The sequence below is a fragment of the Vibrio algivorus genome (assembly GCF_030161215.1).
GTDB lineage: Bacteria > Pseudomonadota > Gammaproteobacteria > Enterobacterales > Vibrionaceae > Vibrio > Vibrio algivorus.
This window is the reverse complement of record NZ_BSPV01000008.1, coordinates 36,995-52,863: the sequence shown is the minus strand read 5'-3', so window position 1 is coordinate 52,863 and position 15,869 is coordinate 36,995. Positions and strand designations below refer to the sequence as shown.

Genomic DNA, 15,869 nt, shown 5'->3' with positions numbered 1-15,869 from the left:
CACGTGATGAGTCTTTGCCATTTTTGTATTGATTATTGACTACTTAAGTTTGTTAATAGTCGCTATTTTTTATGCGATGTTAATTCTAACTTAGAGAATGTCACACTGTTGTAGTCGCCATTCTTCACGTCAGTTGCGAAGTCACCTGTACCTGCACAACCTGGAGACCAGAAACCTTCATCATCTTTCACACTACATTGGCCATAAGCACCGGCTTTAAAGTAGAAAGAATCTTCTGCGTAACCACGTGGATTATCTTTCTCATCAACTGTGCCGTCAGGCTTCAGGTTTTTAGATAGGTCGATTTTATATTCAACGGTCTTGTGGTTTTTCGAAGTGAAAGTTAAGTGCATGATGTTACCTTCAACATCCACTACATAACTAAACTCTTCCCCAAGTGCTACACCAGCATCTTTAGGATCATCTTTGTTTTCCCAAGTATTGCCCCAAACTGGGTAGGCAATATCGATACGGTTTGGATCATCTTTTGCTAAGTTGCGCTCGTAGTTAAAGAATACAGAACCTTTATCATGATCTGGCCATTTTTTGTAGAAGATTTTTAAAGGTTCATTACCATAGCCAAAGCCAGTGTTTGCTTCCATTAGTTTAGGATCTTTGTTGGCATGAATTTGTCCAACAACCACTGAATAGGCAGGAAGTTTATTTGGTTGATTAGCATGAGTAGCAACATGGTTTACTTTTAAGGTTGCTTCTAATTTACCACCAACAGCACCATATTCTTTTGCTTTGGGATGAGATGCTAAAGCGAAGTTATTTGCTGGAGCTTTGACATCGATAGTAAGATCGGTGCCACGTAGCATTTGGCGTAGTTCTGAACGAGCGTTTGATGAGCCAGATGTTGTGATAGCTTTATTTTGAACTTGGAAAACCATGTTGCCATCGTCATCTAAAAAGAAATAGTCCGGGTTTGAGTAGCTGAACATCGCTACACCTTCAATTTCATCAATCTTACCGTTTTTATCTCTATCTTCTGGAACGGTAATTTTCCAGTTCATCATGTCAAACTTGTCAGCTGGTACTGGAGCGGCTTGCGCCATTGCGTTTGCTGAGCAGCCTAGGATAACCGACATGCAGAGGAATTTTTTTAACATTTTCTATCCTTATTTAACGTTATGTTTTTAATTGTTTTTTGTTCTTGAGTATTGATATCTAATGAATGACTAGACATTAAAATCTTATAATAATACAAAAGAAATCATGGTGAGTTTTGTCACATATTACAGAGGGGAAAGAAGCGCAAGATCACTTTTTAAAACTTTTTATTCTCCCGGGCTTATACCCAAGTAACGTCAAGATCCTGAAACTCGTATCTTGAAGTTACTTAGGCATATATTTCATTAGGGATAATTTTAATAACACTTTAATTATTAATGAATTAATCCAAAGAATTTAGGTAAGAATAAGCTTAATGCTGGAATAAATGTAATCAGCAATAAGGTGATAATTAGCACGCCACAGAATGGAAGAATGGCTCGAATCACTTTTTCAATTTTGACACCACTGACACTGCAACCGACGAATAAAGCGGTGCCAACAGGTGGGGTGGCAATACCAATACATAAGTTAAAGATAATCATCATGGCAAAATGAATCGGGTCCATACCAAGTTGTGCTGCGATTGGCATAAAGATCGGGGTAAAAATTAATAGTGCGGGTGTTAAATCCATAAACATACCAACAATCAATAGAATCAAATTCATCAGTAAGAATATGATGATCGGATTGTCAGAAATCGATAACATCCAATCACTGATCATTCCAGGTAAGCCAGTGAACGCCATTGCCCAAGACATGATGGTAGAAGCACCGATAATAAACAACATGATGCCTGTGATTTCTGTGGTCTCAATGCTGATTTGCTTAATATCTTGCCAACTGATCGTGCGATAACACAATGATAGAATAAAAGAGTAAAGAACGGCGATACACGCGCCTTCAGTTGCTGTAAATACCCCCCCAATGATGCCGCCGATAACCACGAAGATTAGACCTAAACTAGGTATTGCTTGCCACACAATTGATGCGATTTGTTTTAAGGTGTGACGCTCGACAGCATGTTTGTCATAACCTTTACGCTTAGCAATAATGTAAGCAACAATCATGCAGCTTAATCCCATTAATATGCCTGGAACGTAACCGGCAATAAATAAAGCGGCAACTGAAGTACCACCACTGACCACTGAAAAGACAATTAATGAATTACTTGGTGGAATGAGTAGACCCGCAGGACAAGAGGCCACGTTAACAGCTGTCGAATAAGCCTTGTCATAACCTTCTTTTTTCATTTCAGGTGCAAGTGTTTTACCTACCGCTGCAGCTGCCGCAACCGCTGAACCAGATACTGCACCGAACATCATATTGGATAAAATATTAACATGAGCAAGAGAGCCAGGAAGGCGGCCAACTAACAATTTAGCAAAATTTATTAACCGGCCAGCAATACCACCTCGGTTCATTATATTGCCTGCCAGAATAAAGAATGGAATAGCAAGTAAACTAAAGCTATCGACCCCTGTGACAATCTTTTGCCCTGCGGTCATTGAAGCAACATCAAAAGGAAGAATGGTGTACATGATCACCAGTGAAGACATCGCAATTGCAATCGCAATCGGCACACTGAGCGCAATCATGGTTAAAAACAGGCATAACAGCCAAAAACCAACAGAAATATCCATATTCACGTGACCTTAGTGAGATTCTTTAATAAAAGGTTCTAAAATGTTGAGTATTAAATAGAAAACAATTAGAACGCCGGACAAGGGTAAAATAAAATACACATAGGCCATTGGGATTTGTAAAGCAGGAGAAAATTGCTGCATAGTACGGCCAATTAACGCCCAGCCACCTTTTAACATGGCAAGGGAAACAAAAGATAAAGCAAGAAGATTAATAAAAAGTTGAAGAGCGGTGTTCATTTTTGGTGGAATATTATCCGCTAACAATGTGATTGCTAAATGTCCTCTTTTACCAAATAAATAACTGGCACCCAGGAGACCTAACCAAATCATTAAATATCGGGATAATTCATCAGTAAATGAACTTGGATCATTTAATATATATCGACTAAATACTTGCCAAGTCACCGTTACAACTAAAGCCAGTAATGCAAAACCGCAAAAGATTAATATGGATTTATCTAGGTAGGATCTTAAGTTTTTAAGCAGAACAAACATATGCGTTCCTTAATGCTATCAAAAGCTGTTTGCTCGATTGAAATTAACGTTTCAATTGAGCAAACATGATAAAAGTACGATGTTGAGTTATTTAATCGCTTGGATTTTATCGATGAAGTAACTAAGTTTTGGATCTTTCTTCGCATCATCCAGCATAGGTTTTACTTTCTCTTGGAATTTTGCTTTATCGACTTCAACAAACGTTACGCCCATTTTTTTGGCTTTTTCAACGTTGGCATTTTCTGTTTGATCCCAGATTTTAATTTCTTCTTCTAGAGATTCAGCCGCCGCTTCTTTCATGATTTTACGCTCTTCTTCACTTAGATTTGCCCAAGTGTTTTCAGAGATAATGATCAAATCAGGGCTCATGGTGTGTTGGTCCATTGAGTAGAATTTGGCAACTTCACTGTGACGCATTTCAACTAAGCTAGAAACGTTGTTTTCCGCCGCATCAATAACACCTTGTTGTAAGCCGGTATACACTTCTGTAAATGGAAGTGGCGTAGCCTTAGCACCAAGTAAGCTGATCATTTTCATCATGGTTGGAGACTCAGGGACGCGAATTTTTAAACCAGCAAGGTCTTCAGGAGTTTTAATGGGTTTTTTTGCATAGAAGCTACGTGAACCTGAATCATAAAACGTTAAGCCAATGAAACCCTTACCTTTACTTGATTGAAGTAATTCTTCGGCAGAGTCACTACGCATGAACGAACGCATGTGTTCTGGACTATTAAATAGGAATGGAATAGAGATAACTTTAAATGTTGGCTCGAATGACTCCGCTAGTGAACCATTGATCTTTGCCATATCTATCGCACCCGTCACAACTTGTTCTGCTTGATCACGCTCTGAACCAAGCTGCGCATTTGGGAAGATTTTGACGGTAAGATCTCCGTTCGATTTCTCTTTTACTTTATCTGCAAAGATAACCATGCCTTTATGGGCTGCATTGTCTAGTGACATTGCATGGCCAAGAGTTAAGGTTTTTGCTGAAGCAGAAAAGTTAGTAAAGAGGGCCGCGATAGCAAGAGGTAAAATCAGCTTTTTCATGTAACGTCCTTATTATGTTGTAGTTTGATATTCAGTTTAGTTATGTAATTTTGTAATACAATAAATAAGAGTTCAGAATTTGACCGGCATCTTACATTTAGTCACATTTGTGATCTGGGTTAAATTAGTACTGAAATGAATTATTCCACAATGGTTTTATTGTTTTTTATTGGGTTGAATACACTATGTAAGTAATGGTTGTGATGGTTTTTTTATATCTCAAACCTAATATTCATTATTACTGATAGTTCTATTTTGTAGTATTAAATTATTTAAACTGTGATCTTGATGTGAGCAAGTAAATTATTGGCTGCTATTTTATTTGAGCAAGCCAAAATGAGTATGTATCAAAATTGGTTGCTTCTTTGCTCGATAGATATAGCAAAGGATAAATATTGATGGACCAATATTTAAGTTGTAATTGAAATATCAATATTCACAATAATATTTATAAATGGTGAATAGAATGAAGTCATTTGGAAAAATAGCAAAAATAAGTTCATTAGCAGCATTAATTACGCTTAGCTCAGCTGCCAATGCAGCAAAACTCAATATTGTGGAAGCTTCAGATTGGGGAGGTGCTCATAGTAATTACCCTGCATCTAAAGCGATTGATGGTACAACCCAATGGGAGTCGCGGTGGGCGGCTTATGATTCTGGCAGCGAGGTTAATTTGGTGCTTGATCTTGGGGAAGTTAAGAGCCTTAACTATGTAAAAATTGCTTGGGGCAGAGGCGATCAATTAAGTAACCGATTTGAAATTCGTACGCTCGCTGATGATTCAAGTAATTCTTGGACTAAAGTGTATTCAGGAAATAGTTCAGGAACGTCTGCACAATTAGAAACGTATGACTTTGATGAGGTTCAAGCTCGTTGGGTTCGAATTAAAGTGTTTGATAATACGGCTGGTAGTGATTGGACTAACATCATGGAAGTTCAAGCATTTGGTGATGATACTGGATCTGGCTCTGGAACGGATTCTGGTACTGATTCAGGTTCGAATTTTGACTTAGATGCAAGTAAAGCACCTTCAAGCAATTTTGATTTATTAGACTGGTATCTAAGTATTCCTTTAGATGAAGGTGATGGCTACGCGACATCCATTAAAGAAAATGAATTAGCCGCAAGTTATGAAGATGATTTTTTCTATACTGGGTCAGATGGTGGAATGGTCTTCTACACGCCTGTGAAAGGTTATAAAACTTCAGAAAACACTAAATATGTTCGCACTGAACTGCGTGAAATGTTACGTCGTGGTGATACTTCAAAATCGACCAGTGGTACAGAGAATAATTGGGCGTTCTCAAGTATTTCTTCGAGTGAGCAATCTGATTTTGGTGGAATTGATGGTGAGTTGAAAGCAACATTAGCCGTAAATCATGTTACCACAACATCATCTGATGATAAGCAAGTTGGCCGTTTAGTCGTAGGGCAAATTCATGCGAAAAGTAATGAACCAATTCGCCTTTACTATCATAAACTTCCAGGTAACAGCAAAGGTGCTATTTACTTTGCACATGAAACCTCAAAATCTGATGGGGGGGATGAAACATGGTACAACTTATTAGGTTCAATGGTGAGTTCAAACGGTGACTTGAATTCCACCAGTAATCCATCGAGTGGTATCGAATTAAATGAGCAGTTCTCTTATTCTATTAAAGTTACCGGTGACTCATTAATTGTGACTATCAGCCAAAATGGTACTCAATTAGCTAAGGAAACGGTTGATATGAGTGGTAGTGGTTATGATGATGCAAGTAACTACATGTACTTTAAAGCTGGCATTTACTTACAAGATAACACGAGTGATGATGATGATTATGCGAAAGCTACTTTCTATGAGCTAAACAATACTCATGATAATTATAGCCACTAATAATAGTGATTAAAATGAAAGCTATTAGGCTGTAGGAAATTAAGTAATTAAGAGCTTACTTACGGGTAAGCTCTTATTTTTTACTCGTCTAATTTCTGAGAAAGATCACAAAAATGAACTTATTTGTATGATTAATTGGTGCGGTGTTAGTTGTGTCGATGTTAGATAAATTAAGGCTTTAGCGATTATTTTAGATAAACTCCCTTGCTTTTTCAGTCGCTTGTAGCAGGAAGAAGGTGTTAGAAATCTACTTACCTCACATTAAGTAATACAATATTAGGTTATAGTTTTTGCATTAGTGACGCATTTATTATCTAAAAATTCAGGGGAATGTATCTAAAATGAAAAAAGTATATTTAGGATTGGTTGTTGCAGGTTTATTGGCGGGCTGTTCGACGGCGGAACAATCCAATTCTACATCGGCAACCATGGCTGTTCCGACTGCAACCCAAGCAGAATTAATTAAGCAGCTTGATGTAAATAAAGCGCCAGCTGAAAACTTTGACTTATCTAAGTGGAAGATTAACTTACCGTACCCAGATGATAAGCCAGAGCGTCAAGGTAAGACGATGGAATTATCAAAAGAACAATTAAATAACCATGTTCCACCATTTTCACATCCAGATTGGTTCTTTACTGATCCAGAATCTGGCGCGATGGTATTTAGCGTGCCAAACCATGCTGTAACAACTCCAAATAGTAAGAATGCTCGTACGGAATTGCGTGCGATGCTAGGAGAAGAGTATAAAGCACCAGACAATAACTTTGCGATTGCTGCTAATGATAATGCCAAAGAGTACGGCGCCATTGGTGGTCATTTATCAGCAGTGTTAAAAGTGGATTGGGTGAGCACCAGTGGTAATGATTCAAAATCTGGCGCACATGCGGTAGTTATTGGCCAAATTCATGGCTCAAATAATGAACCATTAAAGATTATTTACCGTAAATTGCCGAACCATGATCTAGGCTCACTTTCTTGGAATTATGAAACAAATCCAGAAAGTAAAGCGGACCGTAAAGACATCAAACACGATGTATTTGGTCATAATCGTTTAAAACAGTCTGATCCATCACCAGAAGATGGTATCGCATTAGGAGAAGTCTTCTCTTACGATGTTAATGTTGAAAACAATGTTATGCACTTAACCTTCAAAAAGAATATTGGTGAGCCAACTGAAATCGTTAAAACTTTTGATGTTGATTTAAGCAAGCCATACCCAGGTGAAGCGAAAGACACTAGCTACGCGCAAGATTGGATGTACTTTAAAGCAGGTGCATACAATCAATGTAATACAGGCTCATCTCAATGTACTAATAATGGTATAGAGGCTGGTGATTACACAAAAGTAAGTTTCTACAAGTTAACGCTTGATCAATAGAAGATTTTTAATCCTATGCTCCACTGATTTGCTCTTATAGGTTGAAGTACTTTGCCCCACATTATCGTGGGGCTTTTTTTGCTTATGATTTATCTTAAGAAATGGATTTTAGTTCAAATCTAACCAACGATCATTTTTACGAATGTGGTCGATGATTTGTTGGTACTCCGCGCCTTCTTTAAAACCTTGATACGGTTCTACGTTTTCGCCTTGTAAATCCTGCACTAATTGTTTCGCTAAGTGAGTCCAACTTCTTTGGGTATCATCTTCGATTTTAGGCAGTTCATCCGCAATATGTTGTGGCAATTCAACTTCTACCCATTCTTTGTTTTCACCCCATAGATACAGTGGGCCATTACCATAGTGACCTTTGATGTAAATCGATCCTTTGCTGCCGTGGAAAACAATATGGTCTTCATTAAAGCGTGGAGTTAAGCCTCCATGTTTGAATAGAACAGAAACCGGTTGAGCAGCAGGGAGTCGGCTTTCAATCTTCATTAATATCGTATAAGACCACTCTACATTACAGTCTTTCCATTCTAGGTTTGGATCATTGATGTCTTTTGGAATGAAGTTACGACGTTCGGTAAAATTATGTACCCCTGAAACCACTGGCGCTTTCGGCATATCGTTACGGACTTCGCCTTGTACCGCTAAAATGTTTTCACCAACTACCGAGGTGACAATCGACATTAAGTGAGTGAAGTTATTATTTAAACGACCACCGCCATTTTCGATGGTATGTGACCAGCCAAAAGGAATGTAAGGGTCGAGATTAAAGTGCGAAATACACTCAACTTCACGAGGCTCACCAATGTAGCCTTGAGCCACTAATTCTTTAGCTTGCATGATGTGTGGCATATAACGGAAGCTTGCCGCAAAAGCCGTTTTCACTTGTTTTTCTTCGGCCAATCGATACAACTCTTGCGCCGAATCACCGCCTTCCGTTAATGGCTTATCGCAAAAGACATGGCAGCCAAATTGGATAGCTTGCTTGATAGGCTCCACATGAGCGCCACCTGGCGTTGCAATCGACACAATATCCGGTTGGCAAGTTTCTAATGCTTGTTTCCAATCGGTACCAAAGTAAGGCACGTTAATTTTTTTCGCGACGTCTTCAACAATTTTTGGGGTGCGGCCAACAATGCCTACTACTTCAGCACCAGCATCACGAAAAGCTTGCGCATGACCTTGTCCAGCAAATCCGGTACCGAATACCAATACTTTCAGTTTTTTTCTCATGGTGCCCTCTAATATTCTACGTAATAGATGTATTTAGTTTGATTACAATGCAGGTTAAAAATTACCAATGCCATAAAGTGCCATCTTCTAAACGGCTGACAGGCAAATATGAACGTTTATAAGGAAACTCTGAGGCTTTGGTTTCATCAAAATCAACACCTAATCCTGGAGCATCATCAATTAAGACCATGCCATTTTCGAGAGTCATTCCATGCTTAAAAATGGTTTTTGATTCTTCATTACCAAACCCAACGAATTCTTGAATACCAAAGTTATGGGTTGAAATATTTAAGTGCATGTGTGCTGCAAAACAAATCGGAGAAAGATCCGGGGCACCATGGGGAGCGGTACGAACATTGTAAACTGCTGCAAAGTCAGAGATCTTTTTCACACCAGTAATTCCTCCAGCATGTGTTGCGGCGACACGGATATAATCAATCAATTGATTTTGCAGTAAGTCTTTACAGTCCCAAATGGTGTTATAAGTCTCACCTAAAGCCAGAGGTGTTGTGGTGTGATGGCGGATAAGTTTGTAGTTTTCTTGGTTTTCGGCAATCGAAGCATCTTCCAAAAATAACAGGTTATATTTTTCTAGCATCTTACCTAATTTAGCAGATTCGATAGGCGTGAGTCGGCTATGGACATCGTGTAAGAAGTGAACTTGATTCCCAAAACGCTCGCGAGCTTTTTTGAATAATTCAGGAATGAGTTTGAAATATTTTGCTGTTGACCATTCTTGTTCTGGTGGTAAAGGGCGATTGCCTTGCAGTTCGAAATAATCTTTTTTATCGCCTAGTACCCCGTAGGTTTCAGACAATCCAGGAATGGCGGATTGAAGTCTGACCGCTTTAAAGCCTTGGTCGATACACTCTTGGACCTTATCTAATGTGTCGTCAATATTTTCGCCATTGGCATGGGCATACAAATTGACACCAGTACGGCATTTACCACCCAATAATTGATAAACAGGTAAGCCAGAGACTTTGCCTTTTATATCCCACAATGCCATATCAATCGCAGCAATTGCAGCCATAGTAATCGGACCTCGCCGCCAATACACACCTTGATATAGGTATTGCCAAATATCTTCAATACTGTGTGCATCACGGCCAATTAGGCAAGGAACAACGTGTTCTTCTAGATAGGTGGCAACCGCTAACTCGCGTCCATTGACTGTTGCATCGCCTAAACCGTAAGTGCCATCTTCAGTGATGACTTTTACGGTAACGAAGTTTCTTCCTGGACTGCAAACAAATACTTTAATGTCTTGAATATTCATTACTTACCTCGTGAGCTGTGATGATAATAGAAGATATCTTTTAATTTACCAAATCGATTTGGTAAACCGGTTTACTTGATTAGGGTAAAGGATCCAGATAGGATGTCAAATAACCAAGTTGATCCAGTTAACAAAAAATAATAATGACTAAAATTAGAATGATTGATGTGGCAAATCAGGCCAAGGTATCGAAAAGTACGGTTTCCCAATACTTAAATGGTCGCTATAGCCATATGTCTGAAAAGACAAAAGAAAAGATCCGTATGGCGGTGGAAGAACTCAATTATGTGCCGAATCCAATTGCACGAAGTTTAAAAAGCGATAAAACCAAAACGATCGGTGTGATTGTACGAGATATTACGGGCTTTAATACCAGTCGAGTTTTGCGTGGGATTGATGATTTCTGTAAGCAAGCGGGTTACAACGTTTTAATTTATAACACTGATTTTGATGAAGAAATTGAAAAGCGGTCATTGTTGGCATTAAGACAAATGTGTGTTGATGGTATTATTATTACTTCAACCGGTAAAAATTCCGATTTAATTAATCAGTACACATCCAGTGGTTACCCTGTTGTTCAATTCCAATTAGAGTATCAACATTGCCAAACAGATATAGTGTTATCGGATTTTAAACAAGCGGCTAGACAAGCTACAGAGCATTTAATTAAATTAGGCCATAAACGTATTGGCTTTATGACTCAAGATTTTGAATCAAGTGTATCAAGAAAAGAGCGTTATTTAGGCTATCTGGAAGCCTTGAAGGCACATCAGATTCCTTTCGAAAAGGAACTCCTTAATATTTGGGACCGTAAAGCCGGCTTTGAGATTTCTCCTATTGAGCAGCTACATGTAAAGAATCCGCCAACCGCATTCTTTACCCAACATCTGGCAATTACCGTAGATTTACTTAAAGTACTCGGTGAATATCAAATTGAGATCCCCCAACAGGTTTCTATTTTGGGATTTGATGAAATTCCAATGGTAGATATGTTTAAAGTGCCAATTAGTGTTATCCAACAAAACTCTTATCAACTCGGTGTTGAATCAGCAACCTTGTTACTAAATCGATTAGATAAATCATCCGACTCGATGGAGTATAAGAAAGTCGTGGTACCATGTCAGTTGGTAAAAAGATCGTCGATTCGAATGAATGAATTATAATAAAGTGGATAAAAAAAGCCCCGACAGGGGAGTCAGGGCAAAAAATCATTCGGGGTGAGAATGATAAGCTTCTAGTACTTAGGAAATACAATTACTTTTATACCCAGTTATTTGGGTATATTTAAACTAGTTAACTTTGGCTACAGCATCTTTAACTAATGCACCTAGTTCATCCCATTGCTCGTTATCAATAAGAGATGTAGGAACCATCCAAGTACCGCCACATGCCAGTACAGCTGGAATAGATAGGTAGTCATCAATGTTTGATAAACTAACACCGCCAGTTGGCATAAATTTCACTGGGTAAACCGCAGTTAATGCTTTCAACATACCAACGCCACCAGATGGCTCAGCTGGGAAGAACTTAACGGTTTTAAGACCCAGTTCCATTGCTTGCTCAACTAGGCTTGGGTTGTTAACACCCGGAACGATTGGCATGTTCTTTTGTTGACAGTATTTAACCGTTGTTGGGTTTAAGCCTGGGCTTACAATGAAATCAACACCAGCATCTATTGCTTGGTCAACTTGTTCAGGTGTTAAAATCGTACCTGCACCAATTAGCATTTCAGGGTAGGCTTCACGCATGGCTTTAATTGCGCCGACTGCGGCTTCAGTACGAAAAGTAATTTCTGCGCAAGGCATGCCGTTTTCCATTAATGCTTTCGCCAGAGGAAGGGCATGTTCAACTTTGTTCAATGCAATCACTGGAATGACTTTTAAGTCAGCAAGTTGTTGATCTAATTTAGACATTTTCAAATCCTTAAATTTTATAGATTGGTTTTTTATTCAACCGATCTTTTATAAATAGCGTTCTTATATACTCAAAATAATTGACGTTGCAGCTTCAAATACGAAGAGTATATTTATAAGCCGATATCAGGCATTGCCTCACTTGGAATAATCGCGCCTTGATGTTGGATAACGGTGCCTGCTACTTTATGACCTGATAGGGCAGAGTCTTTTGCGCTGTAACCATTTAAACGCTTAGCTAAATAGCCAGCACTGAATGAGTCACCTGCGGCAGTCGTGTCCACCACGTTATCAACCGGTTTTGTCGCAACGTATTGAATGCTATCTTCTTCTACAACAACACAATCTTTGCTGCCACGTTTAATCGCAATCTCTTTAACGCCTTGACCTTGAGTACGAGCAATACATTGTTCGATATTGTCGTCACCAAAGAGATCTTGTTCATCATCGAATGTTAATAAGGCAATATCACAGAACGATAGTGTTTTAAGATACGCTTGTTGAGCTTCTTCAACCGATGCCCACAATTTTGGACGGAAGTTATTATCAAAAATAACTTTGCTGCCATTAGCTTTCAATTTGCTAAGTAATGTGAATAACTGCTCACGACCTTGCTCAGTCAAAATAGCGAGTGTGATCCCACTTAAATAGACTGCATCGAAGGTTGATAATGTTTCGATCAGTTGAGCGCTCTCCGCTTGGTCAAACATGTATTTTGCCGCGGCATCATTACGCCAGTAATAGAAACTACGCTCACCAGTGTCATCGGTTTCGATGTAGTACATACCGGGTTGCTTGTTTTCAAAACGAAGAATGTGTTGCGTATTAATCGCTTCTTCTGACCAGCTATCAATCATGTTTTGGCTAAAGCCTTCACGACCAAGCGCGGTAATGTAGCTTGTTTTAATCGCAGTGTGTTTGGTTAGGCGAGCAAGATACAACGCAGTATTAAGCGTATCACCACCAAATTTTTGCGTTAGGAATTCGCCTGATTTTTGCAGTTCAATCATACATTCGCCAATGACTGCAATATTGAATGTTGTCATTTGTTCACCTAATCCAAGCTGTTATTTTAAGAAATCTTCACGTACTGGAGAGAATACATCCAGTAATACGCTGCCCTCTTCAAGAGCAACGGCACCGTGCATAAAGTGTTTGCGAGCAAGGTATGCATCACCTTTTTTCAGCACTTGTTTAACACCATCAATTTCTGCTTCAAAGCTGCCTTCAGCAACATAACCAATTTGGTCATGGATTTCATGGCTATGAGGTTCACCAACGGCACCTTTTTCGAAGTGAACATAAACGGCCATAAGGTCATCAGTATAGCCAACAATCTTACGCTTAATACCGCCACCTAAAACTTCCCACTCGTTTTCGTCAAACTTAAAAAAGTTGCTTGAGAATATGCTCATGTGTCCTCTCCAATATAATTTTTTTATTCATTTCGATTTCAATTAATGGGTACATCATAGCGCAAAAATCAATTTGTAATACAATAAGCCTAAATGTTCGTGACCTAAGTCAAATAAATTCTTATAACGCTACGATTAAAAATAGGATTACGCATGAATTATCAAGGTTTGAGGCTAGATAAACCACAGGGTTATCGTTGTTTATAAATGTGACTCATATCTTCGTTTAGTAAAAACAAAGATGAAATTCAAGCCTTATTGTATTACTTTTGGTGTAATTGATTTAATTAGATTTGTATTGTCGCTTGAGGTTTAAGATGAAAAATGAAGTATCAGCTGTATTGCTTAACACTGCAGAAGTGAAAGCGTTACAGAAAGAAGTCGGCCGTGACAGTTTGATGGGTAACACTATTGCGACCATTAAAAAAGATGTTGATGCCTTTATGACACTGGGCTACGACGTACCTGGGCATGGTGAAGCGGGTGGTTATGAACACAATCGCCATAAGCAAAACTATAACTTTATGAACCTTGCTGGTCGTCTTTATCTAGTAACTAAAGAAGAAAAATACGCTCGTTTTGTAGCTGAACTATTAACTATCTATGCTGACAAATACTTGCAATTCGATTTCCATATTCAAAAAAACACCAACCCAACGGGTCGTTTATTCCACCAGATCTTAAATGAACACATGTGGCTAATGTATTCGAGCTTGGCGTATTCTTGTGTGAAAGGATTTATGTCGCTTACTGAGCGTAATCATGTAGAAAGCAATTTATTCCTACCTATGCTTGATATGTTTACCGTGAAATATGGCCATGATTTTGACCGTATTCATAACCACGGTATGTGGGCCGTTGCCGCGGTAGGTATTTGTGGTTTAGCTATTGATAAACGTGAGTATCTAGAAATGGCCGTATTTGGTCTAGATAACTTTAACGCTGGCAAAAAAGAAATGGGTGAGTGTGGTTTCTTAGCGCAAATCTCTAAATTATTTGCCCCTTCTGGTTACTACATGGAAGGTCCTTACTACCACCGCTTTGCGATTCGTCCTCTATGTGTGTTTGCAGAAGTTTTACACCGTCACATGCCTGAGCTAGATATTTATAACTTTAAAGACAAAGTGATTGGTAATACGGTTCAAACACTTTTAGCTACCGCTTATCCAAATGGTGAGTTTCCAGCGTTAAATGATTCATCTCATACAATGGGCATTACCGATATGGGCGTACAAGTCGCGGTGAGCTTATACAGCAAGCACTACGGTTTAGATGATAACTTGCTTGGTATGGCGAAAATTCAAAACCAAGTATGGATGCATGCGTGTGGTCTAGAGTTATCTCGTGCGTTTGAAAAAGCACAAAATGAGCGTCCTGATGATATTGGTTTACCATTTTTCCCAAGTGTGGAGTTAAATGAAGGCCCAGCGGGTCATAACGGTGCACAAGGTTTTATCCGTATGCAAGATGAAACCAAAGATGTCTTCCAATTAGTGATGAACTATGGCCAACATGGTATGGATCATGGTCACTTTGATACTTTAGGTATTAGTTATTTTAACCGTGGTCAAGAAGTGTTACGTGAATATGGTTTCTGCCGTTGGGTTAATGTTGAACCTAAGTTCGGTGGCCGCTACCTTGATGAGAATAAATCTTATGCCCGTCAAACCATTGCACATAACGCTGTGACGATTGATGAGAAATGCCAAAATAACTTCTCAATTGATGAAGCAGATACGGTTCATGGCTTGCCGCATTTCTTTAAAGTAGAAGATGCAAAAGTGAATGGTATGAGCGCTTTTGCCAATGATCATTACCAAGATTTCGACATGCAGCGTAGTGTGTTCATGCTAAAACTGGATGAACTAGAAGCACCATTGCTGCTCGATTTATACCGCTTAACGGCAGAAGATAACAAAACACATCAGTTTGACTACTCACACCAATATCAAGGTCAAATTGTTCGTACTAATTTTGATTATCAAGCCCACCAAGAGCTTGACACACTAGGTGACAACTTCGGTTATCAACATCTATGGAATGTGGCAAGTGGAGAAGTTAAAGGCAGTGCTTTAGTCAGTTGGCTACAAAATAATACTTACTACACTTGGTTAGGTACGAGTTCGAACAATGATGGTGAAGTCATTTTCACACGTACTGGCGCTAATGATCCAAGTTTTAACTTACGTAGTGAGCCTGCCTTTATCTTACGTGCTAAAGGCCAATCAAGCTTATTTGCATCAGTCTTAGAAACGCATGGTTACTTTAACGAAGAGTTTGAACAATCAGTGAATGCTCGTGGTCAAGTTCAAGACGTACGTGTGATTGCCCATAATGAGGTTGGATCTGTGATTCAAATTGAAACGCAACAATCGGTGGTTACTTTTATGGTAAGCAATCAATTAGCCGCGACAGATACCACTGTGCATCAAATTTCAGTCGATGACAAAACTTATCAATGGAATGGCTTCTATTCATTAGAAGTACAAGTGAAATAAGCCAAATCATCCATCCAGATTTA

Annotated in this window: 13 protein-coding genes; 4 read left to right on the top strand and 9 right to left on the bottom strand. The window is 38.9% G+C overall.

The window, feature by feature from the left end; genetic code table 11:
- Nucleotides 1–62 precede the first annotated feature (62 nt).
- From QQJ93_RS11635 to QQJ93_RS11620, 4 genes are all read right to left on the bottom strand, one after another.
- Nucleotides 63–1,091, bottom strand: coding sequence for a polysaccharide lyase family 7 protein (locus QQJ93_RS11635; RefSeq protein WP_416376237.1), 1,029 nt, complete (start codon nucleotides 1,089–1,091; stop codon nucleotides 63–65).
- Between the two features lie 297 nt (nucleotides 1,092–1,388).
- Nucleotides 1,389–2,696 carry a TRAP transporter large permease gene (locus tag QQJ93_RS11630; protein WP_089123656.1) on the bottom strand — a complete coding sequence of 436 codons (1,308 nt, stop codon included), beginning with the start codon at nucleotides 2,694–2,696 and terminating at the stop codon, nucleotides 1,389–1,391.
- Between the two features lie 12 nt (nucleotides 2,697–2,708).
- Nucleotides 2,709–3,185 (bottom strand): TRAP transporter small permease, encoded by a 477-nt coding sequence (locus QQJ93_RS11625; RefSeq protein WP_416376236.1) that lies wholly within the window; start codon nucleotides 3,183–3,185, stop codon nucleotides 2,709–2,711.
- Nucleotides 3,186–3,281: 96 nt separating this feature from the next.
- Entirely contained in the window at nucleotides 3,282–4,244 is a 963-nt protein-coding gene (locus QQJ93_RS11620) for a TRAP transporter substrate-binding protein (protein ID WP_089123654.1), read from the bottom strand.
- Between the two features lie 466 nt (nucleotides 4,245–4,710).
- Here QQJ93_RS11620 and QQJ93_RS11615 point away from each other — a divergent pair, with 466 nt between their 5' ends.
- Together QQJ93_RS11615 and QQJ93_RS11610 are read left to right on the top strand one after the other, a co-directional pair.
- Nucleotides 4,711–6,120, top strand: a complete 1,410-nt coding sequence (locus QQJ93_RS11615; RefSeq protein WP_284186092.1) for a polysaccharide lyase family 7 protein — start codon at nucleotides 4,711–4,713, stop codon at nucleotides 6,118–6,120.
- 341 nt (nucleotides 6,121–6,461) lie between these two features.
- Complete coding sequence (locus tag QQJ93_RS11610) at nucleotides 6,462–7,499, top strand: polysaccharide lyase family 7 protein (protein ID WP_089123652.1); 1,038 nt, start codon at nucleotides 6,462–6,464, stop codon at nucleotides 7,497–7,499.
- 108 nt (nucleotides 7,500–7,607) lie between these two features.
- Here the strand turns inward: QQJ93_RS11610 and QQJ93_RS11605 are convergent, their stop codons facing one another.
- Nucleotides 7,608–8,741 carry a Gfo/Idh/MocA family protein gene (locus QQJ93_RS11605; RefSeq protein ID WP_089123651.1) on the bottom strand — a complete coding sequence of 378 codons (1,134 nt, stop codon included), beginning with the start codon at nucleotides 8,739–8,741 and terminating at the stop codon, nucleotides 7,608–7,610.
- Between the two features lie 61 nt (nucleotides 8,742–8,802).
- Nucleotides 8,803–10,020 (bottom strand): D-mannonate dehydratase ManD, encoded by a 1,218-nt coding sequence (manD, locus tag QQJ93_RS11600; protein ID WP_089123650.1) that lies wholly within the window; start codon nucleotides 10,018–10,020, stop codon nucleotides 8,803–8,805.
- Nucleotides 10,021–10,163: 143 nt separating this feature from the next.
- Between manD and QQJ93_RS11595 the strand changes: the two genes are divergently transcribed.
- Entirely contained in the window at nucleotides 10,164–11,183 is a 1,020-nt protein-coding gene (locus QQJ93_RS11595; protein WP_089123649.1) for a LacI family DNA-binding transcriptional regulator, read from the top strand.
- Between the two features lie 126 nt (nucleotides 11,184–11,309).
- Here QQJ93_RS11595 and QQJ93_RS11590 read toward each other — a convergent pair whose 3' ends face one another.
- From QQJ93_RS11590 to QQJ93_RS11580, 3 genes are all read right to left on the bottom strand, one after another.
- A complete protein-coding gene (locus QQJ93_RS11590; RefSeq protein WP_089123648.1) occupies nucleotides 11,310–11,933 on the bottom strand; it encodes a bifunctional 4-hydroxy-2-oxoglutarate aldolase/2-dehydro-3-deoxy-phosphogluconate aldolase in 624 nt (207 codons plus the stop codon).
- A 113-nt stretch (nucleotides 11,934–12,046) separates the two neighbouring features.
- Nucleotides 12,047–12,979, bottom strand: a complete 933-nt coding sequence (kdgK, locus tag QQJ93_RS11585; RefSeq protein WP_089123647.1) for a 2-dehydro-3-deoxygluconokinase — start codon at nucleotides 12,977–12,979, stop codon at nucleotides 12,047–12,049.
- A gap of 21 nt (nucleotides 12,980–13,000) precedes the next feature.
- The gene (locus QQJ93_RS11580; protein ID WP_089123646.1) at nucleotides 13,001–13,348 is read right to left on the bottom strand and encodes a cupin domain-containing protein; all 348 of its coding nucleotides are present in this window, start codon (nucleotides 13,346–13,348) and stop codon (nucleotides 13,001–13,003) included.
- Nucleotides 13,349–13,665: 317 nt separating this feature from the next.
- On the opposite strand from QQJ93_RS11580, the gene QQJ93_RS11575 reads away from it, so the two are divergent.
- Nucleotides 13,666–15,846 (top strand): heparinase II/III domain-containing protein, encoded by a 2,181-nt coding sequence (locus tag QQJ93_RS11575; RefSeq protein ID WP_089123645.1) that lies wholly within the window; start codon nucleotides 13,666–13,668, stop codon nucleotides 15,844–15,846.
- The last annotated feature ends 23 nt before the right edge of the window (nucleotides 15,847–15,869 follow it).

Coding starts and splice junctions, on each gene's coding strand:
- QQJ93_RS11620 (WP_089123654.1), bottom strand. CDS start 4,244: ATGAAAAAGCTGATTTTACCTCTTGCTATCGCGGCCCTCTTTACTAAC.
- QQJ93_RS11575 (WP_089123645.1), top strand. CDS start 13,666: ATGAAAAATGAAGTATCAGCTGTATTGCTTAACACTGCAGAAGTGAAA.
- QQJ93_RS11590 (WP_089123648.1), bottom strand. CDS start 11,933: ATGTCTAAATTAGATCAACAACTTGCTGACTTAAAAGTCATTCCAGTG.
- QQJ93_RS11635 (WP_416376237.1), bottom strand. CDS start 1,091: ATGTCGGTTATCCTAGGCTGCTCAGCAAACGCAATGGCGCAAGCCGCT.
- QQJ93_RS11595 (WP_089123649.1), top strand. CDS start 10,164: ATGACTAAAATTAGAATGATTGATGTGGCAAATCAGGCCAAGGTATCG.
- QQJ93_RS11615 (WP_284186092.1), top strand. CDS start 4,711: ATGAAGTCATTTGGAAAAATAGCAAAAATAAGTTCATTAGCAGCATTA.
- QQJ93_RS11630 (WP_089123656.1), bottom strand. CDS start 2,696: ATGGATATTTCTGTTGGTTTTTGGCTGTTATGCCTGTTTTTAACCATG.
- QQJ93_RS11605 (WP_089123651.1), bottom strand. CDS start 8,741: ATGAGAAAAAAACTGAAAGTATTGGTATTCGGTACCGGATTTGCTGGA.
- kdgK (WP_089123647.1), bottom strand. CDS start 12,979: ATGACAACATTCAATATTGCAGTCATTGGCGAATGTATGATTGAACTG.
- QQJ93_RS11580 (WP_089123646.1), bottom strand. CDS start 13,348: ATGAGCATATTCTCAAGCAACTTTTTTAAGTTTGACGAAAACGAGTGG.
- manD (WP_089123650.1), bottom strand. CDS start 10,020: ATGAATATTCAAGACATTAAAGTATTTGTTTGCAGTCCAGGAAGAAAC.
- QQJ93_RS11610 (WP_089123652.1), top strand. CDS start 6,462: ATGAAAAAAGTATATTTAGGATTGGTTGTTGCAGGTTTATTGGCGGGC.